Annotated in this window: 22 protein-coding genes; 16 read left to right on the forward strand and 6 right to left on the reverse strand. The window is 72.9% G+C overall.

Features of this window, described 5'->3' with window-relative positions; genetic code table 11:
• Nucleotides 1–343: 343 nt before the first annotated feature.
• Nucleotides 344–1,582 carry a HAMP domain-containing sensor histidine kinase gene (locus PUT80_RS01650; RefSeq protein ID WP_275290836.1) on the reverse strand — a complete coding sequence of 413 codons (1,239 nt, stop codon included), beginning with the start codon at nucleotides 1,580–1,582 and terminating at the stop codon, nucleotides 344–346.
• Nucleotides 1,579–2,262, reverse strand: a complete 684-nt coding sequence (locus PUT80_RS01655) for a response regulator transcription factor (RefSeq protein WP_134661457.1) — start codon at nucleotides 2,260–2,262, stop codon at nucleotides 1,579–1,581. Before PUT80_RS01655 ends, PUT80_RS01650 begins: the two co-directional genes overlap by 4 nt.
• Nucleotides 2,263–2,378: 116 nt before the next feature.
• On the opposite strand from PUT80_RS01655, the gene PUT80_RS01660 reads away from it, so the two are divergent.
• From PUT80_RS01660 to PUT80_RS01705, 10 genes are all read left to right on the forward strand, one after another.
• Nucleotides 2,379–2,702, forward strand: coding sequence for a hypothetical protein (locus tag PUT80_RS01660; RefSeq protein ID WP_134661456.1), 324 nt, complete (start codon nucleotides 2,379–2,381; stop codon nucleotides 2,700–2,702).
• A complete protein-coding gene (locus tag PUT80_RS01665) occupies nucleotides 2,699–3,637 on the forward strand; it encodes an FAD:protein FMN transferase (RefSeq protein WP_275290837.1) in 939 nt (312 codons plus the stop codon). Before PUT80_RS01660 ends, PUT80_RS01665 begins: the two co-directional genes overlap by 4 nt.
• Nucleotides 3,634–4,194, forward strand: a complete 561-nt coding sequence (locus PUT80_RS01670) for a ferric reductase-like transmembrane domain-containing protein (RefSeq protein WP_134661454.1) — start codon at nucleotides 3,634–3,636, stop codon at nucleotides 4,192–4,194. Before PUT80_RS01665 ends, PUT80_RS01670 begins: the two co-directional genes overlap by 4 nt.
• Nucleotides 4,194–5,525 carry an NADH-ubiquinone oxidoreductase-F iron-sulfur binding region domain-containing protein gene (locus tag PUT80_RS01675; RefSeq protein ID WP_275290838.1) on the forward strand — a complete coding sequence of 444 codons (1,332 nt, stop codon included), beginning with the start codon at nucleotides 4,194–4,196 and terminating at the stop codon, nucleotides 5,523–5,525. Before PUT80_RS01670 ends, PUT80_RS01675 begins: the two co-directional genes overlap by 1 nt.
• A complete protein-coding gene (locus PUT80_RS01680) occupies nucleotides 5,495–5,749 on the forward strand; it encodes a ferredoxin (protein ID WP_238606274.1) in 255 nt (84 codons plus the stop codon). Before PUT80_RS01675 ends, PUT80_RS01680 begins: the two co-directional genes overlap by 31 nt.
• A 95-nt stretch (nucleotides 5,750–5,844) precedes the next feature.
• Entirely contained in the window at nucleotides 5,845–6,408 is a 564-nt protein-coding gene (locus PUT80_RS01685; protein WP_275290839.1) for a DUF2231 domain-containing protein, read from the forward strand.
• Nucleotides 6,409–6,448: 40 nt separating this feature from the next.
• Nucleotides 6,449–6,784: a hypothetical protein gene (locus PUT80_RS01690; protein ID WP_037806023.1), complete on the forward strand. Its 336-nt coding sequence runs from the start codon at nucleotides 6,449–6,451 to the stop codon at nucleotides 6,782–6,784.
• A 75-nt stretch (nucleotides 6,785–6,859) separates the two neighbouring features.
• Entirely contained in the window at nucleotides 6,860–8,107 is a 1,248-nt protein-coding gene (locus tag PUT80_RS01695; protein WP_275290840.1) for an FAD/NAD(P)-binding oxidoreductase, read from the forward strand.
• A gap of 15 nt (nucleotides 8,108–8,122) precedes the next feature.
• Nucleotides 8,123–8,440, forward strand: coding sequence for a TusE/DsrC/DsvC family sulfur relay protein (locus PUT80_RS01700; protein ID WP_134732201.1), 318 nt, complete (start codon nucleotides 8,123–8,125; stop codon nucleotides 8,438–8,440).
• A gap of 14 nt (nucleotides 8,441–8,454) precedes the next feature.
• Nucleotides 8,455–8,913, forward strand: coding sequence for a DsrE/DsrF/DrsH-like family protein (locus PUT80_RS01705; protein ID WP_134661449.1), 459 nt, complete (start codon nucleotides 8,455–8,457; stop codon nucleotides 8,911–8,913).
• A 75-nt stretch (nucleotides 8,914–8,988) separates the two neighbouring features.
• Here PUT80_RS01705 and PUT80_RS01710 read toward each other — a convergent pair whose 3' ends face one another.
• The 3 genes from PUT80_RS01710 to ftsH form a co-directional block, all read right to left on the reverse strand.
• Nucleotides 8,989–9,429 carry a DUF6292 family protein gene (locus tag PUT80_RS01710; RefSeq protein ID WP_134732199.1) on the reverse strand — a complete coding sequence of 147 codons (441 nt, stop codon included), beginning with the start codon at nucleotides 9,427–9,429 and terminating at the stop codon, nucleotides 8,989–8,991.
• Between the two features lie 271 nt (nucleotides 9,430–9,700).
• On the reverse strand, nucleotides 9,701–10,177 hold the full coding sequence (locus tag PUT80_RS01715) for a hypothetical protein (RefSeq protein ID WP_275290841.1): 477 nt from the start codon (nucleotides 10,175–10,177) through the stop codon (nucleotides 9,701–9,703).
• Nucleotides 10,178–10,322: 145 nt separating this feature from the next.
• On the reverse strand, nucleotides 10,323–12,266 hold the full coding sequence (ftsH, locus tag PUT80_RS01720; RefSeq protein ID WP_275290842.1) for an ATP-dependent zinc metalloprotease FtsH: 1,944 nt from the start codon (nucleotides 12,264–12,266) through the stop codon (nucleotides 10,323–10,325).
• A gap of 176 nt (nucleotides 12,267–12,442) precedes the next feature.
• Here ftsH and PUT80_RS01725 point away from each other — a divergent pair, with 176 nt between their 5' ends.
• Nucleotides 12,443–13,438 carry a zinc-binding alcohol dehydrogenase family protein gene (locus tag PUT80_RS01725; RefSeq protein ID WP_275291092.1) on the forward strand — a complete coding sequence of 332 codons (996 nt, stop codon included), beginning with the start codon at nucleotides 12,443–12,445 and terminating at the stop codon, nucleotides 13,436–13,438.
• 84 nt (nucleotides 13,439–13,522) lie between these two features.
• A complete protein-coding gene (locus tag PUT80_RS01730; protein WP_275290843.1) occupies nucleotides 13,523–15,796 on the forward strand; it encodes a heavy metal translocating P-type ATPase in 2,274 nt (757 codons plus the stop codon).
• Here PUT80_RS01730 and PUT80_RS01735 read toward each other — a convergent pair.
• On the reverse strand, nucleotides 15,772–16,926 hold the full coding sequence (locus tag PUT80_RS01735) for a site-2 protease family protein (protein WP_238606285.1): 1,155 nt from the start codon (nucleotides 16,924–16,926) through the stop codon (nucleotides 15,772–15,774). The two genes, PUT80_RS01730 and PUT80_RS01735, sit on opposite strands and share 25 nt — an antisense overlap.
• 165 nt (nucleotides 16,927–17,091) lie before the next feature.
• Between PUT80_RS01735 and PUT80_RS01740 the strand changes: the two genes are divergently transcribed.
• Genes PUT80_RS01740 through PUT80_RS01755 form a run of 4 tightly spaced genes read left to right on the forward strand, consistent with a single transcriptional unit; the run spans nucleotide 17,092 to nucleotide 19,113 of the window.
• Nucleotides 17,092–17,271 carry a hypothetical protein gene (locus PUT80_RS01740; protein WP_134661442.1) on the forward strand — a complete coding sequence of 60 codons (180 nt, stop codon included), beginning with the start codon at nucleotides 17,092–17,094 and terminating at the stop codon, nucleotides 17,269–17,271.
• Entirely contained in the window at nucleotides 17,268–18,065 is a 798-nt protein-coding gene (locus PUT80_RS01745; RefSeq protein ID WP_275290844.1) for a universal stress protein, read from the forward strand. Before PUT80_RS01740 ends, PUT80_RS01745 begins: the two co-directional genes overlap by 4 nt.
• Nucleotides 18,066–18,088: 23 nt before the next feature.
• Nucleotides 18,089–18,670, forward strand: a complete 582-nt coding sequence (locus PUT80_RS01750; protein WP_275290845.1) for a flavodoxin domain-containing protein — start codon at nucleotides 18,089–18,091, stop codon at nucleotides 18,668–18,670.
• Between the two features lie 35 nt (nucleotides 18,671–18,705).
• Nucleotides 18,706–19,113, forward strand: a complete 408-nt coding sequence (locus tag PUT80_RS01755) for an Hsp20/alpha crystallin family protein (RefSeq protein WP_134661439.1) — start codon at nucleotides 18,706–18,708, stop codon at nucleotides 19,111–19,113.
• Nucleotides 19,114–19,148: the final 35 nt, after the last annotated feature.

Below are 19,148 nucleotides of genomic sequence, written 5' to 3' on the forward strand. Positions count from 1 at the left end.
AGCCCCATGCCGCCGCCACCGCTCGAGGCGAGAGCGCTGCTGCCGAATCGTGGGGGTGGCCCGCTCGCGGCTCTCGCGCTTTCGATTCTTCCTCTTGCCGTCGGGGGAACGGCAGGGCGCAATGTCCTCGCCGCTGAGGACGAAGGGCCGCGCCGGTGTCCGCCGCGCTGCTGGCGTCGCCGACGAGCATCCAGCCGGCCAGCGGTCGAGATCCTCAGCGGAGGTATCTCGGTGCCGGACGGGGTGGACCTCATCGCGCGTCGTCGACCGCGGAAGACGTTCTGCGGCAACGAGGACGGACCGCGGCTTCGCTGCCGCCGGCTCCCTGCCCAGAATCGGCTGATCAGCCGGGAGCGGCGCGGGAATCGCGTCCGGCCAGCGGCAGAGTCAAGGTCAGCAGCGCTCCGCCGCCGGGGTTGCTTCCGGCCGTGACGTGGCCGCCGTGCCGGTCGGCGATTTCGCTCACCAGCGCCAGCCCGAGGCCGTAGTGGCGGCGCGGCGAGGATTCGGGGCGGGCGGACGAGAATCGCTCGAACAATCCCGGCAGGACCGCGGGGTCGATGCCGGGCCCGTCGTCGGAAACCTCGACGACGCCGGTGGTTCCGGTTTGCTTCGTCGTGATGGTGACCGCCGAACGGGCGTGGGTGACGGCGTTGTCGACCAACGCGGTCACGGCGCGGAGGAGGCCGCCCTGAGTGCCGCGCACGAGCAGCGTCGGCACCGTCGGACGCGCCTCGATGACGATCGAGCGCTCGGCCGCGGCCGGGGTTCCGGCGGCGGCCGCCCGGGCGGCGAGTTCCACGAGGTCGAGGGTCGCGGTGAGTCCGTCCGCGCGGACGTCGGCGGCCAGCAGAAGGTCTTCGAGGATGTCGGTGAGGTGCCCGGCGTCGGCGACGACCCCGTCGATTTCGGCGGTCAGCCGTTCTCGGGAGTCGCCGCGCCGCAGGTGCCGGCGCAGTACCTGGACGCGCGTGGACAGCAGGGTCAACGGGGTGCGGAGTTCGTGGCTCGCGTCGGCGACGAACCGTCGTTGCATGCCCAGCGCGGTGGCCAGCGGCGCGACCGCGCGCCGCCCGAACCACACACCCGCGCCCACTGCCAGCAGCAGCCCCACTACGCCGCTGAAGAGCATGGCGGCGAGCAACCGCTCGCGTTCGTCGTTGTTCGCCCGCAGGTCCAGCGCCGCTTGCACGGTCTGCGTGCCGCGCTGCTCGGTGTAGACCTCGTAGCCGGCTCGCTCGCCGCGGACCTCGTCGGTTTGCGCGGTCCCGGTCTTCGCGACGTTCGCCAGCGCCGCCCGATCGGGCAGGACGGCCGGTGCGCCGGGCGTCGCCGCCAGGCCGCCGGGTCCCTGGATGGCGAGCCAGACCCCGGCGGGCGGGTCCTGCACATCGTCGGCCTGCGAGGCGGCCTGCTGCAGCAGGGCGGCCACGCCGGTTTGCTGGCTTCGCAGCACCATCAACACCGCGAGGCCGGACAGCAGCACGACGATCGCGGCGACGGACAGCCCGACCTGCAAGCCCAGTCGCCAGGTCGCGCGTCGCAGCAGCCTCGCTTCGGTCGAAGCCGGCGGGCGGCTCACGGCGCGCCCAGCTGGTATCCGCGCCCGTGGACCGTCGCGATGACCGGCCGCCCGAGCTTTCGGCGCAGGTACGACACGTAGGTGTCGACGACGGCCTCGCTGTCGGCCTCCGGGAAGGCCAGGCTGAGCAGATCCCGCCGGGTGAAGACCCGGGAGGGCCTGCCCGCGAGCGTCGCCAGCAGCGCGCATTCCCGTTCGGACAGCCGGACCGGCTCGCCCGCCCCGGGGCCCGGCTCGACCTGGCGGGTGTCCAGGTTCAGCCGCATCGTGCCGACCGGCAGCACCCGGGCGACGTCGAGGTGACGGCGGCGCAGCGCGCGCAGCCTGGCGAGCAGTTCGTCCACGTCGAACGGTTTGGGCAGATAGTCCTCGGCTCCGGCGTCCAGGCCGGCGACGCGGTCCGCGGGGTTGCCGAGCGCGGAAAGCACCAGCACCGGCGTCGTGACGCCTTTGCCGCGCAGCCGGGCGAGAACGTCGAGGCCGTCGAGCGCGGGCAGGCCCCGGTCCAGGATCACCACGTCGTACTGCCGCACCAGGCCGAGGTGCAGGCCGCGTTGCCCGTCCGCGGCGGTTTCGACCTCGTAGCCCTCGTCGGACAGCAGTTCGGTCAGGAGCTCGGCCAGTTCGGCGTTGTCCTCGACCAGCAGGACCCGGCCGGAGCCGCGGTGCGCAGTGTCCATCCCGCAATCGTGCCTGCCCGCGCGGCCCGCGGCATCCGCGGCCCGGATTCCCAGATTTTCCCCAGGACTCCCGTCGAAACTGGGCAGCAGACCTCCCCGGCCCGAAGGAGACCCGCGTGAATCACCGGCAACGCGTCCGGGCCCGTGCCCGCGGCCGCCGCAGCGTCTCGACGGCGACGTGGACGGCGGGTCTCGGCGGCGCGGCGCTGGCCACGGTCTTCGGCGTGACGCTCGCCCAGCAAGCGACGGCGGACACCACCGCACCGGCTTCTCCGCCGGTGACCTCCTCGCCGTCCGCGATCCCGCCGCCGCAGACCTCCGCGGACAGCACCCCGGACAGCATCCCGGAGAGCAGCGCGCCTCCGGCGGTCAGCCCGCCCGCGCAGCCGCCGGTCGTCGGTCGCCGGCACCACAGTGCCGCGCGCTCGGGCGGCTCATGACCACGGCCGCCGAACCGCTCGCGAGCATCCGGTTCCGCGCGCTGGGCACCACGGCCGAACTGGTGGTCACCGAGCCGGACCGCCTCCCGATCGCGACGGACCTGCTCCGGACCGAACTGCGTGCCGTCGACGAGACGTGCAGCCGGTTTCGCGACGATTCGGAGATCGCCGAGCTGCACCGCCACGCCGGTTCTCCCGTGCGGGTCAGCCCCTTGCTGGCCGAAGCGCTGCAGGTCGCGTTGCGGGCCGCCGAGGCGACCGGCGGGCTGGTCGATCCGACCGTCGGCCAAGCCGTGTGCGACCTCGGCTACGACCGGGACTTCTCCGCGATCGATCGCGATCTCGCGGCACCGGTCAAGCCGGCGGGCGAGGCTCCGGGCTGGTGGCGGATCACCGCCGACTGGCCCCGGCGCGAGGTCGTCGTCCCGCGCGGCGTGCGGCTGGACCTGGGAGCTACCGGGAAGGCCTGGGCAGCCGACCATGCCAGCACCGTGCTCGCGCGCGAACTCGGCTGCGGCGTGCTGGTCGGGCTCGGCGGCGACGTCGCTGTCGCGGGACGCGCACCGGCCGGGGGATGGCCGGTGGTGGTCGGCGAGGACCACGCCGCGGCGGATCCTCTCCGCGACCCGGTGATCGCCGTGGCCAGCGGCGGACTGGCCACGTCCAGCACGGTGTGCCGCACCTGGCGGCGAGCCGGGCGGACGGTGCACCACATCGTCGATCCGCGCACCGGGGACATCCCGGATCCCTGCTGGCGGACTGTGACCGTCGCGGCGGCCACGTGCGCGGACGCCAACACGGCCAGCACCGCGGCCGTCGTGCTCGGCGAACTCGCTCCGGCGTGGCTCGCGGAACGCCGGCTGCCCGCTCGCCTGGTCGCCTCGGACGGGCGCGTCGTCCGCGTCGCCGGATGGCCGGAAGAGGCGCCGGCATGAGCGCGTTGTGGTACGTCAGCCGGGCGACAGGACTGGCCGCATTGGTGCTGTTCACGGCCGTGGTGGTCCTCGGCGCGATCTCCAGCGCCCGGCTCGCGTCGCCGAGGTGGCCGAGGTTCGCCGTCGCCGCCTTCCACCGGAATCTGTCCCTGATCACGCTTGCCTTCTTGGCCGTCCACATCGCGACCGCGATCATCGACACGTACGCGGGCATCCGGTGGATCAGCGTGGTGGTCCCGTTCGTCTCGGCGTACCACCCGGTGTCGCTCGGCATCGGAGCCGTCGCGTTCGATCTGCTCGTCGCTGTGGTCGTGTCCAGCCTGCTCCGTCCCCGGATCAACGCCAAGGTCTGGAAAGCCGTGCACTGGGCCGCGTATCTCTCCTGGCCCGCGGCCGTGGTGCACGGCTTCGAGATCGGCGGCGCCGACTCCCGGCTGGGCTGGGTCCGGGTGCTGCTGGTGGCCTGCGTGCTCGCCGCCGCGGCGGCCGTGGGGTGGCGCGCGACGGTGCGGCATCCCGACACCGAGGCCCGGCGCGGCACCCTGGGAGGCCTGTGATGACGACCGCTCGCCATCCCCGGACGGCCAGCGGGCCGCTGCCGCCGCCTGACCCGGCCCGCCCGCGCCGTCTTCTCGCGGGCTGGCTGGAAGCCCGCCAGTCCGCCGGATTCGCCGAGCACAGCGCCCGGTACGGTGCGCTGCCCGTCGAACGCTACGCCGGACGGAACGGCAGGGCCCTGCTGCTGTCCACAGTGGACGCTTCGGGGCTGCGGGGGCGCGGCGGGGCGGGTTTCCCCACCGGCCGCAAGCTGCGTGCCGTCGCCCGCGGCCGTCGGCCGGTCGTCGTGGCCAACGGCTGCGAGGGCGAACCGGCGAGCGGAAAGGACCGAGCACTGCTCACCGTCGCGCCGCACCTGGTCATCGACGGGGCGGTGCTCGCCGCGACGGCGACCGACGCGACGGAGATCATCCTGTGCGTGCACCGCGCCGATCCGATCGCCGGCTCCGTCGCCGGTGCGCTGGCCGAGCGGCCGAGCGGAGAGATCCCGATCCGGCTGGTCCAGGCGCCCGGCCGGTACGTGGCGAGCGAGGAATCCGCGCTCGTCAACTTCCTGGAGACCGGCGACGCCCGGCCGACCGCGAAACCGCCCCGTCCTTTCGAGCGCGGGGTGCGCGGCCGGCCGACCCTGGTCGACAACGTCGAAACGCTCGCCCATCTCGCCCTGATCGCCCGCTACGGCTCGGAGTGGTTCCGCGGCTGCGGCACCCGGGACTCGCCCGGCACCACGCTGGTCACCGCCGGCGGCGGAGTCGCCCGGCCGGGGGTGTACGAAACCGCGTTCGGCACCCCGGTCGCGGAGGTGCTCGACCAGGCGGGAGGCCCGGCCGGAACGCCGCAGGCGATCCTGTTCGGCGGATACGGCGGCACCTGGCTGCCCGCGCCCGCCGCGGCGGGCATCCGGCTGTCCCATAAGGACCTTCGCGCGGCGGGCGCGGCACTCGGCGTCGCCTCGCTGACCGTGCTGCCCGCGCGCGCCTGCGGTCTCGCCGAAACCGCTCGGGTGCTGCGCTATCTGGCGGGGGAGTCCGCCCGCCAATGCGGGCCGTGCATGTTCGGACTACCCGCCATCGCCGACGATTTCACCTCCCTGGTGCTCGGCGGCCGGGCAGCGGCGCTGGCCGGACAACGGCTCCGCACGCGGCTCTCGGTCATTCCCGGGCGCGGCGCGTGCGCCCATCCCGACGGCGCCGTCCGGCTGGCCGCGAGCGCGCTGCGGTGTTTCGCCGACGACCTGCGAGCCCACCTCGCCGGCCGTCCGTGCGCGTGGGCGGCGCACCCCGCGCTGCCCTTGCCGGAATGGAACAACCGAAGCGGCGATTGGACGTGACCGTGCCCGAACGACGCTCCCGGCAGCTGCGGGTCGACCCGATCGCCTGCCGGGCCCACGGAATCTGCGCCGAACTGCTGCCCGAACTGATCGACCTCGACGAGTGGGGCTACCCGATCCTGGTCGACCGGCCGGTGCCGGGCCCGGTGCTGTCCGACGCGCGCCGGGCGGTCGCCGCCTGCCCGACCCTGGCGCTGCGGCTGGCGGCGGGCGGGCGCCGATGACCCGCCCGGTGCGAACCGGCCCGCGCCGTGCCAAAGTAAGCACGCTTTCGCAGAGTTCCCGCTGAATCGCGAAATTCCACCGGATTAAGGACATCATGACGACCGTGAACGGCCTGCCCGCCCACATCCTGCTCGTGCACGCGATTGTCGTACTGCTGCCGTTGAGCGCGCTGCTGCTGGTGCTGAGCAGCGTCTGGCCGAAAGCGCGCGCCAGGCTCGCCGCGCCGAACGCCGTGCTGGCCGTGCTCGCGCTGATCCTGGTTCCGATCACCACGAACGCCGGCGAATGGCTCGAGCGGCGGGTTCCGCGGACCCAGTTGCTGCGCGACCACACCGAACTGGGCGACACCGCGCTCTGGGTCGCGATCCCGGTGGCCGTGCTCGCGCTCGTGGTGTGGTGGCGCCAGCGCGAAAACGCGACGGTGACGGACAAAACCGACGTGGGGGCCGCCGAGGACAACGCCGCGGTCGCCACCGCCGTGCGCCGCAAGACTTACCTGGCGCCCGCCTCGACGAAGGTCACGACGGCGATCGCGGTCGTCGCGGTCCTGGTCGCCGGCGCGACCCTTTACGACGTCTACCGCATCGGCGATTCCGGTGCGCAGGCATCGTGGCAGGGTAAGTTCAGCGAGAACGCCGCCCCACGCGGCACTCGGTGACGCTCGGCCGCGGGGGCCCGCCGAGGAGGGAGCAGAAGCGATGACCGATCACCCGGCAGTGTCTTCGATCGACGCGGTGGCCGCCGAATTGCAGGTCGAAGCCGGCGCGCACGGATCACGGCGGGCCGCGCGGACGCTGGTGTCCGGAACCTCCCAGCGGGCGACGCTGATCGCGTTGGGGGACGGCGCCGAGCTGGCCGAGCACGACTCGCCGCCCGCGGCCACGCTCCAGGTCGTCGCCGGCACCGTGCGGCTGCACACCCAGGGTGCGGAGTGGACGCTGGAACGCGGGCAGCTGGCCGTCGTTCCGCCGGAACGCCACGGGCTGCAGGCGCTGGGAGACGCGGTCGTGCTGCTGACTGTCGCGCTGCGGTAACCGGCCCTCCTTGGTCGCCCCCGCCGGTGACCGAAGACCCTAACCGGACCGGCGGGCCGCTTCGAGACTGGAGCGGTGACCAAGCACATCGTGATTCTCGGCGGCGGGACGGGCGGCACCCTGGCCGCGAACCGGCTGCGGCGCGGTCTGGGCGATCAGGTCCGGATCACCGTGGTGGACCAGGACAACGACCACGTGTACCAGCCGGGCCTGTTGTTCGTGCCGTTCGGCCTCGCCCAGCCGGAGGACCTCGTCCGGTCCCGCCCGGCGCAGTTGCACCGGGGAATCGAGTACCACCGCAGCGCGGTAGACCACGTCGACGCCGAAGCCGCGCGAGTCCGTCTGGCGGACGGCACGATGCTCGCCTACGACGCGCTCGTGATCGCGACCGGCGCCCGGCTCGTGCCCGAGGAAACCGAGGGACTCACCGGCCCGGGCTGGCGGGAGACGGTGCACACCTTCTACGACTACGCCGGGGCGATGGCGCTCGCGTCCGCGCTCGACGAGTTCACCGGCGGGCGCCTCGTGGTGAACGTGATCGACCTGCCGATCAAATGCCCGGTCGCCCCCTTGGAATTCTGCTTCCTCGCCGACTGGTACTTCACCGAACAGGAAATCCGCGACGAAGTGCGGATCACCTATGTCACGCCGCTCGATTCCGCGTTCACCAAGCCGGTGGCGGCGAAGACGCTCGCCGGTCTGCTGGAGGACAAGAGCATCGAACTGGTGACGGAGTTCAACACCGGCGAGGTCGACGGCGCGGGCGGTCGGCTGGTCTCCTACGACGGCCGCGAGGTCCCGTTCGATCTCGCGGTGGTGGTGCCGATGCACAGCGGAGCGTCCTATGTGGACCGATCGCCCGGTTTGGGTGACGAGTTCGGCTTCGTTTCCGTCGATCCGCACACGCTGCAGTCCACGGCGTACCGCAACATCTTCGCGCTCGGCGACGCCGCCGGGGTGCCGGCGTCCAAGGCCGGTTCGGTCACCCACTTCGAGGGCGCGGTGCTGGCCCGCAACGTCGCACGGTACCTCGCCGGCCGTCCGCTCGACCCCGGATTCGACGGACACACCAACTGCTTCATCGAGAGCGGTTTCCACAAGGCGATGCTCATCGACTTCAACTACGACACCGAACCGCTGCCCGGTCATTTCCCGGCGTCGGCCGGACTTCCGCTGCTGCGCGAATCGCGGCTGAACCACCTCGGCAAGCTGATGTTCTCGTGGCTGTACTGGCACAGCCTGCTGCCCGGCCGGGAAATCCCCGGCATCGCCGCCGAGATGCCCCGCGCGGGCAAGGAGTTCCCGGCGCCCGCGGAACACTGACCAGAAAGGACGCTCATGCCCACCGCGACCTACGCGGGCACCGAGGTGCCTGTCAACGACGAGGGTTTCTTCACCGAGCCGGAGTCCTGGACCGAACAGATGGCTCCGGAGATCGCCCGCGAATCCGGCATCGACGCGCTGACCGACGAGCACTGGAAGGTCATCGAGTTCATGCGGCGGGAATACGCGGAGAAGGGCACCGGCCCGACCGTGCGGGCGCTCGGGCGCACTTCCGGCGTGACGATCAAAGACCTGTACCGGCTCTTCCCGAAGGGCCCGGCCAAGCTCGCCGCGAAAATCGCCGGAATCCCGAAACCGCGCGGCTGCATCTGAGGAGGAATCCCGGCATGATCGAAAAGGTCTCCGTCATCGTCTCGAAAGGCTCGCTGGACGCGATCTACCCCGGCCTGATCATGGCCAACGGGGCGCGCGCGGAAGGCATCGAAGCCGATCTGTTCTTCACTTTTTTCGGGCTGGACGCCGTGCACAAGGCCCGGCACGACCACATCAAGCTGGCGACCGTCGGCAATCCGGGCCTGCACCTGGCCACGTGGGCGGGCGGACTGCCCGGCGTGTCGTCGGTCATGACGCAGTATCTCGAACGGAAGATGGAAAAGCTCGATATCCCCGCCATTCCGGAATTCCTCGAAATGATTTCCGACACCGGGGCCGGGCTGTACGCGTGCAAGGCGTCGGTCGACCTGTTCGGCCTCGAAAAGGACGATCTGATCGAGCAGGTGCGGGACATCATCACCGTCGGCGAATTCTACGCCAAAGCGGCGGGCGGCCAGATCATCTTCACCTGAGCGCCCCGCTGCGCGCGGGAAGCACCAGCTTGGCTGTGCCGGCCCGCTTGCGTCTCCGCTCCCGCTCGAGCGGGGTCACTGGCTGGCCAGCGGTTGCGGAGTCCGGTAGCCGAGAAGCCGGGCGAGGAGGTCGGCCCGCCCGCGGTTCAGCTCCGGCGGCGCGGGCGGCGGCGTGCGCCGGGTCAGGGCGCGGACCGCGCGGACGAATTCCCGGACGCGGGAAGGGGGCGGTACCAGGTCGTCGCCGAGGTAGGCCACCACGAGCAGGTCTTCGCCGGAATGGGTTTCGATGGTGAACGACCAGCCGTGCCGTTCGTCCCAGACCAGCGCTGTGTCGCGTCCGGGATGGACCGCGAGCTGCCCGTCGAGTGCGAGGTAGGCCGACATCGGCGAGTCGAGGTCCATCGTGGCGGATTCGGGGCCGACGCCTGCCGCGACGCTCACCGCGTCGAGGTAGCCGCTCATTCCGCAGTGCAGGAGGTATTCGTCGTCGGTGGTCGCTTGCTGGCCGCTCATCGGTTCTCGTTTCTGCTGCCGCCTGGCACGGCGGATTTCTCGGCGCCGGCGGTTCGGCCGGGCGGGCTTCCGCCTATGCCCGGAATGGCGTTCCCGCGCTCGCCCTGGCCGCCAGTTCGCGACGGTCAGGGGGAATCGGGCGCCCGGCTGCCTGTCTCCAGGCTGCGCTTCGGGCGGGTGCCGGAAAAGGGTCGAAGGTCCCCGGCTCCGCCCTCTGTGGACGGAGGCCAGAGCCGCGCACAGGTTCGCCGCGCCGCGCGGTTCCGTTCGCTCAGGCGCACAGGTCGCGGCCGGACGAGCGGTCGAAGGCCGCGGCGATGCTCGCCCGGCACGCGCGGGTCAGCTGGCGGGTGGCGCGGTTGTCGGGGGTCTGGCCGCAGCGCGGGCAGGAGAACCGCACGTCGCCGGAGAGTTCGTCGACGGCCGCGTCGAGCGGGCGGCCGCACGGGCGGCACCAGCGGTGGCCGCTGAGCGGCACCGCGTGGTGCGGGGACGAGACGCACTGGTGGAGCCAGCGGCGATGGGTCCGGCAGGTGATCCGGTCGAACGGGTCGAGATCGGTCTCCTCGCGGGCGTCTTCCTCGGTCAGCGCGAGCGCGAGACGGAGGTCGCGGAGATCGGCGTACCGGGCGTCGACGCGACCGTCCGGCACCAGCGCGAGCCGGTCGTGGCGGTTGCGTCGCAGTCCGGCCGGGACGGTCGTCGAGGGCGCGGGAGGGCGGTCCGGGGAAATGCGGTCGATGCTCATGGTCGCCTCGCTTTCGTTGCGTCCGAGCTTCCGCTTCGACGCTCGGGTCCACGAGGGCCGCACTGCCCGTTCCGGAGGGCCCGTCGGCTCCCGGCGGCGAGCGGTTCTCCTTGCCGCACGGGGACTTTAGGCACCGGATCGGCACCTATCGCGGCACTGCGGCCGGGATTTCGGCCAAATCCTCGGGCGCGGTTCGGCTGGCCGCCAGAGCAGCCTGCACGGCCGTGCCGTCGACGGTCTCTTCTTCGCGCAGCCGCTCGGCGAGCCGGTCGAGCGCGTCGCGGTGCTGTTCGAGCAGGGCGACCGCCCGGGCCTCGGCCTCCCGCACGAGGCGGCCGATTTCCTGGTCCACCACGCGTTGCGTTTGTTCGGAGTACGGCCTGCCCAGCAGCGCCGGGCCGTCGTCGGCGACGGCGGGGGCTCCGCCGCGGCTGTAGCCGATCGGGCCGAGCGCGGGGGAGAGCCCGAACTCGGTGACCATTTTCGCGGCGATCGCGGTGGCGCTCGCGAGATCGTTGGCGGCACCAGTCGACGCTTCTCCCAGCGCGACCAGTTCGGCCGCCCGTCCGCCGAGGCGCACCGTGAGCAGATCGGCGAGGTAGCTCTCGGAGTAGAGCCGCCGTTCGGCCTCCGGCAGCTGCTCGGTGGCGCCGAGGGCCATGCCCGCGGGCAGGATCGTCACCTTCGCCACGGGGTCGGCGTGTTCGCACAGCGCCGCGACGAGAGCATGCCCGGCCTCGTGCACGGCGACAGACCGGCGCTCCTCGGGAAGCAGCGCGTTCGAGGCGTCTCGGCGGCCGAGCAGGACCCGGTCCCGTGCGGTCGCGAGGTCGTCCGCGGTCAGCACGGTCCGGTTGTCCCGCACGGCGTTGATCGCCGCCTCGTTGACGAGGTTGGCCAGATCGGCGCCGGAGAACCCGGGCGTGCCGCGGGCGACGACCGTCAGGTCGACGTCCGGATCGAGCCGCTTTCCGTCGATGTGGACCGCGAGAATCTCAGCCCGCTCGGCCTGGTTGGGCAACGGGACGGTGACCTGCCGGTCGAACCGGCCGGGGCGCAGCAGCGCGGGGTCGAGGGTTTCCGGCCGGTTCGTCGCGGCGAGCACGACGGTGCCGCCGCTCTGGTCGAAACCGTCCATTTCGGCCAGCAGCTGGTTCAGCGTCTGCTCGCGCTCTTCGTGCCCGCCCGCGCCGCCGATGCCGAGGCGGCTGCCGACGGCGTCGATCTCGTCGATGAAGATGATCGACGGCGCGCGATCGCGGGCCTCGGAGAACAGGTCGCGCACCCGGGAAGCCCCGACGCCGACGAACATCTCCACGAACGCGGACCCGGTGATGGACAGGAACGGCACGCTCGCCTCGCCGGCCACCGCGCGGGCGAGGAGGGTTTTCCCGGTGCCGGGCGGCCCGACCATCAGCACCCCGCGCGGGCCCTTGGCCCCGGCGGCGGCGTACCGCGAGGGATCGCGCAGGAAGTCGACGACCTCGGCGATCTCCTGTTTCACTCCCTCGTACCCGGCGATGTCGGCAAACCTCGTGCCGGGTCGCTGAGCCTCGATGATCTTGGCCTTCGACCGGCCGAACCCGCCGATGCCGCCCATGCCTCCCATGCCGCCGAGCCCGCCCGCGCCGAGAGTTTGCCGCGCGCGCCGGCCCGCCCACCAGAACAGTCCGAAGATCACCAGGATCGGCAGATACGCCAGCAGAGCGGTGAAGACCGAATCGCCGCTGCTGGTCTTCGCGCCGGTGACGGCGACGTTCTTCTCGCGCAGCTTGGCGTCGAGCCGCGGATCGCCGAGCGCGGTGGGGAGCTGGCTGGTGAACTTGCCGCCGTCGCGGTAGTTCCCGGAGACCGCGCCGTCGCCGCCGACCGTGATCTCGGCGACCTGGTTGGCGTCTACTCTGGACAGCAGCTCGGTGTAGGCGAGCGCCGGGACTGACGAGGTCCACAGCGAGGGACCGGCGATGAGCACCACGGTGACGAGAACCGCCGCGGTGAGCAGGAGCCCGATGAGGCCGCCGTTGTGGTGCTCTTCGGGCTTGTGCGCGGGCGGGTCCGGAGGCGGCCCGGGACGGGCGGTGCGGGACATCCTGGCCTACGCCGCACGCTGGGGAGCAGTCATGGCACGACTCTGCGCAACCGCGGCGCCGCAGAGAAGAGCCGAACGTCCCCGGCGGGCGGGACCTGCGGACGTCGTCCCGGATCCGGCCCGCCGACATCCTGGACGGGGCACTGCGGACGAGAGGAGCCGCGATGACGGCGGAAATGCGGGCCTGGCGGGTGCGCGCGCCCGGTCCGATGGCTGGCCGGCCGCTGGTGCGGGAACGGATGCCGGTCCCGGAGCCAGAAGCCGGCGAACTGCTGGTGCGGGTGCGCGTGTGCGGGGTGTGCCGGACCGATTTGCACGTGGCGGAGGGCGATCTTCCAGTGCACCGCGCCGGAGTGGTGCCCGGCCACGAGATCGTGGGCGAGGTGGTCGAGGCGAGGGCGGGCGGCTTCCGGACGGGGGACCGGGTCGGCATCGCCTGGTTGCGCGGGACCTGTGGCGCTTGCCGCTATTGCGTGTCCGGCAAGGAGAACTTGTGCCCGGAGTCGAGGTACACCGGATGGGACGCCGACGGCGGATACGCCGAGTACGCCGTCGTCCCCGCCGCGTTCGCGCATCGGTTGCCCGCCGGCTACTCCGACGAGGAGCTGGCGCCGTTGCTGTGCGCCGGGGTGATCGGCTACCGGGCGTTGAAGCGGGCCGAGGTCCCCGAAGGCGGCCGGCTCGGCATTTACGGGTTCGGCGGCAGTGCGCATCTCGCCGCGCAGGTGGCGCTCGCGCGCGGGGCGACCGTGCACGTGCTGACCCGCAGCCCGGAAGCCCGGAAGCTGGCGCTCGAGCTCGGTGCCGCTTCCGCGGGCGACGCGGCCGAGGCACCGCCGGAGCCGCTGGATTCGGCGATCCTGTTCGCGCCAGTCGGGGAACTGGTGCCGGTCGCGCTGGCGGCGCTGGACCGAGGCGGCACACTCTCGATCGCGGGTATCCATCTTTCGGACATACCCGTGCTGAATTATCAGCACCATCTCTTCCAGGAGCGGCAAGTGCGCAGCGTCACCGCGAACACGAGGGCGGACGCGCGGGAGTTCCTGGAGTTCGCGGCTGCGCACCGGCTGCACGTCCGGACGATGTCCTATCCGCTGTCCGCGGCGGCGGAGGCGTTGACGGACTTGGCGGCGGACCGGGTCACCGGAGCCGCTGTCCTGCACGCGGACTGATTCCGTCCACTGTGGACTGAACCGGGGTCCTTCGGCCCTTTCCCGGCCGGAGGCCTTCGGCGCATCGTGCGGCCGGGAGGCGTCATGACACTTCAAGGGAAGCGGCTGCCGGGCGAAGCGCTGTTGCTCGCCGCAGTGGCTGTGTTGCTGGCAGCCGGAGGAATTCTCTGGTGGTGGGGGAAACCCGGGTCCGGCGGCTGCTGGGCGGCGGCGACCGCGGTCGCGCTGGCTCCCGCCGTCTCGTGGGTGGCCGAGGATCTGCGGCACCGGCGCTGGGGCGCGGATTCGCTGGCGGTGCTGGCGCTCGCCTCGACCCTCGCGGTCGGCGAGTTCCTCGCCGGCGCGGTCGTCGCGGTGATGGTTGCGACCGGGCGGGTGCTCGAATCGCGGGCACAGCGCCGCGCCGCGCGGGACCTGACCGCGCTGCTGGACCGGGTGCCGCAAACGGCGCACGTGCGGGCGGGGGACGACCTTCGCGAGGTCCCGGCGGGCGAAGTCGCCGCGGGGGACGCGGTGGTCGTCCTGCCCGGCGAGGTCGTTCCCGTGGACGGGACGCTCGCCACCGGCGGGGTATTCGACGAGTCGGCCCTCACTGGGGAACCGCTCCCGGTCGCGCGCACCGCCGGGGACGCGGTCCGCAGCGGAGTGGTGAACGCCGGGGCCGCGGCGGAGATCACGGCGGCGGCGAGCGCGGACGAAAGCACGTACGCCGGGGTGGTCCGGCTGGCCGAGTCGGCGGCGGCGCAGACGGCGCCGGTCGCGCGGCTGGCTGACCGGGTGGCCGTGTGGTTCTTGCCCGCGGCGTTGCTGATGGCCGGTGCGGCGTGGCTGCTGAGCGGCGAAGCGGAGCGGGCGGTCGCGGTGCTGGTGACCGCGACTCCGTGCCCGCTGCTGCTGGCGGTGCCGATCGCGGTGACCGCGGGGATGTCGCGCACCGCGAGGGCGGGGGTCGTGGTCAAGGACGGTGCCGCGCTGGAGTCGCTTGGCCGGGCCCGGGTGCTGCTCATGGACAAGACCGGCACGGTCACCGCCGGGCGGCCGGAGGTGACCGACGTGGTGTGCGCGCCGGGGCACCCCGTCGAGGAGGTGCTCCGGCTGGCCGCGAGCGTCGAGTACTACTCGCCGCACGTGCTCGCCGCGGCGGTCGTCCGGGCCGCGGAATCGGCCGGGATCGAACGCGTCCCGGCGGTCGAGGTCGGCGAGGTGCCCGGTTCCGGGGTGGCCGGGCGCGTCGGCGGGCGGCTGGTCCGGGTGGGCAGGCCGGCCGCCGGCCGGGAGACGCCGGCCTGGGCGCGCAGTGCCGCGCGCCGGGGACGGCTCGACCTGGCGTCCGTGCTCTGGGTCGAGTGCGACGGCGAGCCGGTGGCGGCGCTGCTGGCGAAGGACCGGGTCCGCCCCGACGCGGCCCGCACGACGCGCCGGCTGCGGGCGGCCGGGATCGCCACGATCGGGCTGCTCACCGGCGATCGGGTGGACAACGCGCGGGAGGTCGCGGCCTTGCTCGGCCTCGACCGCGTCCAGGCGGAGGTCAGCCCGGCGGAGAAGGTCGCGGCGGTTTCCGCCGCTCGGGCCGAGGGACTCGTCGTGATGACCGGCGACGGCGTGAACGACGCTCCGGCGCTCGCGGCCGCCGATGTCGGCGTCGCGCTCGGTTCCCGCGGCGCCACGGCCGCGGCGCAGGCGGCCGACGCGGTGATCCTCGACGACCGGCTGGACCGGCTCGCCGACGCCGCGGAGATCGCCCGGCGCGCGCGGCGGCTGGCAGTGCAGAGCGCCGCGGCCGGAGTGGCGCTGTCGCTGGCGGCGATGGCGGCCGCGGCGGCCGGTTTCCTCACGCCGGTCTGGGGCGCGATCGTGCAGGAGGGCATCGACGTCGCGGTGATCCTCAACGCCTTGCGCGCCTTGCGGGTCCCCGCGGTCGCGGCTCCGGCGCCCGCCCAGCTGGTGCACCGCTTCGAGACCGAGCACGAGCGGCTCCGGCCCGCGCTGCTGGCGATCCGGCAGGCCGCCGACGCACTGGCCGGCGGGCCGACCCCGGCGGCGGATCGGGCTGTCCGGCACGCGTGCGACGTGCTGCTGCGGCAAGTCCTGCCGCACGAGACCGCGGAGGAGACCGAGCTGTACCCGGCGCTGGCCGATGCGCTGGGCAGTCCGGAGAGCACGGTGCCGATGAGCCGCGCGCACGCCGAGATCGCCCGGCTGGCGCGGCGGCTGGAACGGCATCTGGCCGAGTCGCCGTCGAGGATCCAGGCGGACCAGGTCGACGACCTGCGCGCGACGCTGTACGGGCTGGACGCGGTGCTCACCCTGCATTTCGCGCAGGAGGAGGAAGCCTATTTCACGCTGCCGGCGTCGTGAGCGGGCCGCACGCCGAGTCCGGCGAGTTCGAGCGTCCGCGCGAGATCGCCCGGAGCCGCTACTCCGGCGAGCTCGCCGTGGTCGACGACGAGCACCAGGTCCTGGCCGGGACGCAGCCGCACGCCCCCGAACACTTGGGAGAGCGGCGTGTCCGGACTGGCGATCAGGCAGGCGGGCGGCTTTACGCAGATGTCCTCCAGCCGCGTGGCGGTCCGCTCGGTTTCCGGGACCCGGGACAGCGCGGAAAGACTGACGACACCGACCGGTGCCCCGGTGAAGGACACCACGGGGAAGGTCCGGAACCGGGTCCGCGCGGCCTGGTCCAGGAAGCCTTGCACGGTGTACCAGCCGGGTGCGGTGACCGGTTCGGTGCTCATGACGTCGCGAAGCCGGAGCTGGGAAAGCAGCTGCCGCAGCGGGGCCGCGGACATCTCGGTGCGCGCGGCGACGGCGAGGAACCAGCTGATGGCGATCGTCCAGAGTCCGCCGAGGTTGCCCAGCGCCAGAATTTGCCAGGCGCCGAAGGCCGCGAGCGCGCTGGCGAGCACCTGGCCGCCGGCGGCGGCGATCCGCCGGGCACGGGCCCGGTTTCCGGTCAGCCGCCACGCGACGGCTTCGAGAACGCGCCCGCCGTCGAGCGGCGTCCCCGGCAGCAGATTGAAGACCGCGAGCACGCCGTTCGCCCAGCCCAGCCAGGCGAGCGCCACGGTGACCACCGCGGGCAGCAGCGGGGAGGCAAGCGCGGACGCGCCGAGGAACCCTCCGCCCGCCACTGCGCTCGCCGCGGGCCCGGCCGCCGCGATGAGCAGCGCGGAGCGCGGCGTCGGCGGTTCCTCGGGCAACTCGGTGGAACCGCCGAGCAGCCACAGCGTGATGCGTTCCGCCCGGAGCCCGTAATGCCGCGCGACGAGCGCGTGGCACAGCTCGTGCGCGAGCAGGGACGCCAGGAACACCAGCGCGCTCACGACCGCGACCGTCCAGTCGACCGCGACCGGCGAACCGCGGGCGCCGAGCGGAAGGACGGTCGTCGCGAGGAGATCGGCCAGCAGGCCCATCACGATCAGCACGGACCAGTGCGCGCCGACGCGGATCCCGGCGACGCGGCCGAGCGGGAATGTCGCCTGTGTCATGGCCCGAATCTCCCGCTGGGCCGGTGCGAGCGGCAGGGCCGCAGCGCCTCTCGCCGCGGGACCAAAGACTCCGGCGCCGCGGACGTCCGCCCGCAGCGGCCGCCGGCCGCGCGGTCTTAGCGTCGGCTTCGGGACGAGCGAGTCCCGGCTCGGAGGAGGCACGCGATGGACGAGAAGGAAAAGGCGCTGATCGAGGAAGACGCCCGCCGCAGCGTCGCCGAGCGCGGACAGCACGGCGGGCACGGCCCGGCGATGCGGCGGTATCTCCTGGCGGAGGAACAGCGGGCGAGCAACGAAAACGAACGCGGCGAGGTCCCCGAGCCGGCGCCAGCGCCGCACCGATGATCCCGCCGGTGGTCGTCGGGATCGACGGCTCGCCGGAGTCATCGGCCGCCGTCCGGTGGGCGGCTGCGCAAGCCCGGTCGCGCGGCGCCGGGCTCGTGGTGTTCCGCGCCGAACTGTTCGACGACCCGGACCTGCTGCCGCACCGGAAACCGCCCGTCGAAGCGGAATTGCTGCTCGAACCCGGGTACCGCCTGCTTCGCCGGGCGGCGGACGAGGCACGCCGCGCGATGCCCGGGGTCTCCGTGCGGATGTGTCTTCGGCTCGGGGCCGCGGCCGGCCTTCTCGTCGAACAGTCGGCCGAAGCCGGATTGCTCGTCCTCGGGTGGTCCGGCGTGGGGATGCGGGGCGTGGTCGCCGGTTCGGTGCCGCTCAGCGTCGCGGCCTCCGCTCGCTGTCCGGTAGCGGTCGTGCGCGGCCGCGCGGATCCGGCAGGGCCGGTGGTGGTCGGGGTCGACGATTCCGGCGGCAGCGAACGAGCGCTGGCCTTCGCTTTCGAAACCGCCGAAACGCACGGAGCGGCGCTGGAAGCGGTGCACGCGTGGCATGACGGAAACCGGGAAAACGGTGTCCCCGAACAGGTCGCCGCGTGGTCCCGGAAACATCCGGCGGTTCCGGTGCGCGTCAGGGCGGTGCGTGCGCGCTCGGCGGCCCGTGCGCTCGCCGCGATTTCCCGGGCCGCCCGGGTTGTCGTCGTGGGAAGCCGAGGCCGCGGACCGGTCGCGGGCGGCCTGCTCGGCTCGACCGGCAACGGTCTGCTGGCGCACGCTACCTGCCCGGTCGTGATCGTCCGCTGACTGTGACGAAAGGACGGAGTCTCATGAGAATTGTTGTCGCGGTGGCGACCCGGCACGGGGCGACCCGGGAGATCGCCGAGCAGATCGCGGTTTCGCTGCGCGGAGAGCTCGCGAAGACGGGCACGCCCGCGGAGGTGGTGGTGGCCGACGCGGGCGGCGTCACGTCGTTCGCCGGCTGCGACGCGGCGGTGCTCGGCAGCGCTGTCTACATCGGACATTGGCTCGAGCCCGCTCGCGAACTGGTGCGGGCCCATCAGGACGAGCTGTCCCGGATCCCGGTGTGGCTGTTTTCCAGCGGTCCGGTGGGGGAGCGGAGCAAACCCGGCGAAGAACCGGTGGACGTCACCGACGTGCTCGCCCGCAGCGGAGCGAAGGAGCACCGGCTCTTCGGCGGCCGGCTCGACCGTTCCCTGCTGCGGTTCCCGGAGCGCGCGATGGTCGCGGCGCTGCGGGTGCGCGACGGCGACAACCGGGACTGGCCGGTGATCCGCGCCTGGGGCCGGGCGATCGCCCGCGAGCTGAGCGCGGGGACGGCCGGTGACCTTCGTCCATCGTCTTCAGGCAATCCGGCCGCGTCGCCGCGGCGGGCGCCTGGAGTTGTCTGAAAGTGCGAGACCGTTCGCGAAGAGAGGAGCGCGCAATGACGTCGCTGTTGCCCGGTTCCCGGCTGGCGCTGCCGAGCATCGCCGCCTGGCTCGACCACCCGTGGCCGTTCGCCGAGCACAACCCGGTGCGGATCGAGGAGTCCGCCGAGGACGGCAAGTACACGGTGCGGGCCGAGTTGCCGGGGTTCGATCCCGAGAAACACATCTCCGTGACCACGCACGACGGGCTGCTGACCATCGAGGCGGAGCGCGAAGCGAAGAAGGACACGGGCGGCCGCAGCGAGTTCTACTACGGCAAGTTCAGCCGCACGGTGGGCCTTCCCGCCGGGGCCGAGGCCGCCAAGATCGCCGCGAAGTACGCCGACGGCATTCTCGAGATCTCGATGCCGCTGGCGCGGCAGCCGCACGAGAAGCAGGTTTCGATCCACGTCGACAAGGCATGACGGACCAGGCGGCGGGCACGGTCGCGGCCGTGCCC

The organism is Amycolatopsis sp. La24 (assembly GCF_029087445.1).
GTDB lineage: Bacteria > Actinomycetota > Actinomycetes > Mycobacteriales > Pseudonocardiaceae > Amycolatopsis > Amycolatopsis nivea.

What these genes read in the sequence shown, in the direction of transcription:
- PUT80_RS01730 (WP_275290843.1), top strand. Translation starts at nt 13,523, where the DNA reads ATGACACTTCAAGGGAAGCGGCTGCCGGGCGAAGCGCTGTTGCTCGCC.
- PUT80_RS01670 (WP_134661454.1), top strand. Translation starts at nt 3,634, where the DNA reads ATGAGCGCGTTGTGGTACGTCAGCCGGGCGACAGGACTGGCCGCATTG.
- PUT80_RS01745 (WP_275290844.1), top strand. Translation starts at nt 17,268, where the DNA reads ATGATCCCGCCGGTGGTCGTCGGGATCGACGGCTCGCCGGAGTCATCG.
- PUT80_RS01675 (WP_275290838.1), top strand. Translation starts at nt 4,194, where the DNA reads ATGACGACCGCTCGCCATCCCCGGACGGCCAGCGGGCCGCTGCCGCCG.
- PUT80_RS01685 (WP_275290839.1), top strand. Translation starts at nt 5,845, where the DNA reads ATGACGACCGTGAACGGCCTGCCCGCCCACATCCTGCTCGTGCACGCG.
- PUT80_RS01710 (WP_134732199.1), bottom strand. Translation starts at nt 9,429, where the DNA reads ATGAGCGGCCAGCAAGCGACCACCGACGACGAATACCTCCTGCACTGC.
- PUT80_RS01680 (WP_238606274.1), top strand. Translation starts at nt 5,495, where the DNA reads ATGGAACAACCGAAGCGGCGATTGGACGTGACCGTGCCCGAACGACGC.
- PUT80_RS01735 (WP_238606285.1), bottom strand. Translation starts at nt 16,926, where the DNA reads ATGACACAGGCGACATTCCCGCTCGGCCGCGTCGCCGGGATCCGCGTC.
- PUT80_RS01750 (WP_275290845.1), top strand. Translation starts at nt 18,089, where the DNA reads ATGAGAATTGTTGTCGCGGTGGCGACCCGGCACGGGGCGACCCGGGAG.
- PUT80_RS01755 (WP_134661439.1), top strand. Translation starts at nt 18,706, where the DNA reads ATGACGTCGCTGTTGCCCGGTTCCCGGCTGGCGCTGCCGAGCATCGCC.
- PUT80_RS01715 (WP_275290841.1), bottom strand. Translation starts at nt 10,177, where the DNA reads ATGAGCATCGACCGCATTTCCCCGGACCGCCCTCCCGCGCCCTCGACG.
- PUT80_RS01725 (WP_275291092.1), top strand. Translation starts at nt 12,443, where the DNA reads ATGCGGGCCTGGCGGGTGCGCGCGCCCGGTCCGATGGCTGGCCGGCCG.
- PUT80_RS01690 (WP_037806023.1), top strand. Translation starts at nt 6,449, where the DNA reads ATGACCGATCACCCGGCAGTGTCTTCGATCGACGCGGTGGCCGCCGAA.
- PUT80_RS01665 (WP_275290837.1), top strand. Translation starts at nt 2,699, where the DNA reads ATGACCACGGCCGCCGAACCGCTCGCGAGCATCCGGTTCCGCGCGCTG.
- PUT80_RS01740 (WP_134661442.1), top strand. Translation starts at nt 17,092, where the DNA reads ATGGACGAGAAGGAAAAGGCGCTGATCGAGGAAGACGCCCGCCGCAGC.
- PUT80_RS01700 (WP_134732201.1), top strand. Translation starts at nt 8,123, where the DNA reads ATGCCCACCGCGACCTACGCGGGCACCGAGGTGCCTGTCAACGACGAG.
- PUT80_RS01705 (WP_134661449.1), top strand. Translation starts at nt 8,455, where the DNA reads ATGATCGAAAAGGTCTCCGTCATCGTCTCGAAAGGCTCGCTGGACGCG.
- ftsH (WP_275290842.1), bottom strand. Translation starts at nt 12,266, where the DNA reads ATGTCCCGCACCGCCCGTCCCGGGCCGCCTCCGGACCCGCCCGCGCAC.
- PUT80_RS01655 (WP_134661457.1), bottom strand. Translation starts at nt 2,262, where the DNA reads ATGGACACTGCGCACCGCGGCTCCGGCCGGGTCCTGCTGGTCGAGGAC.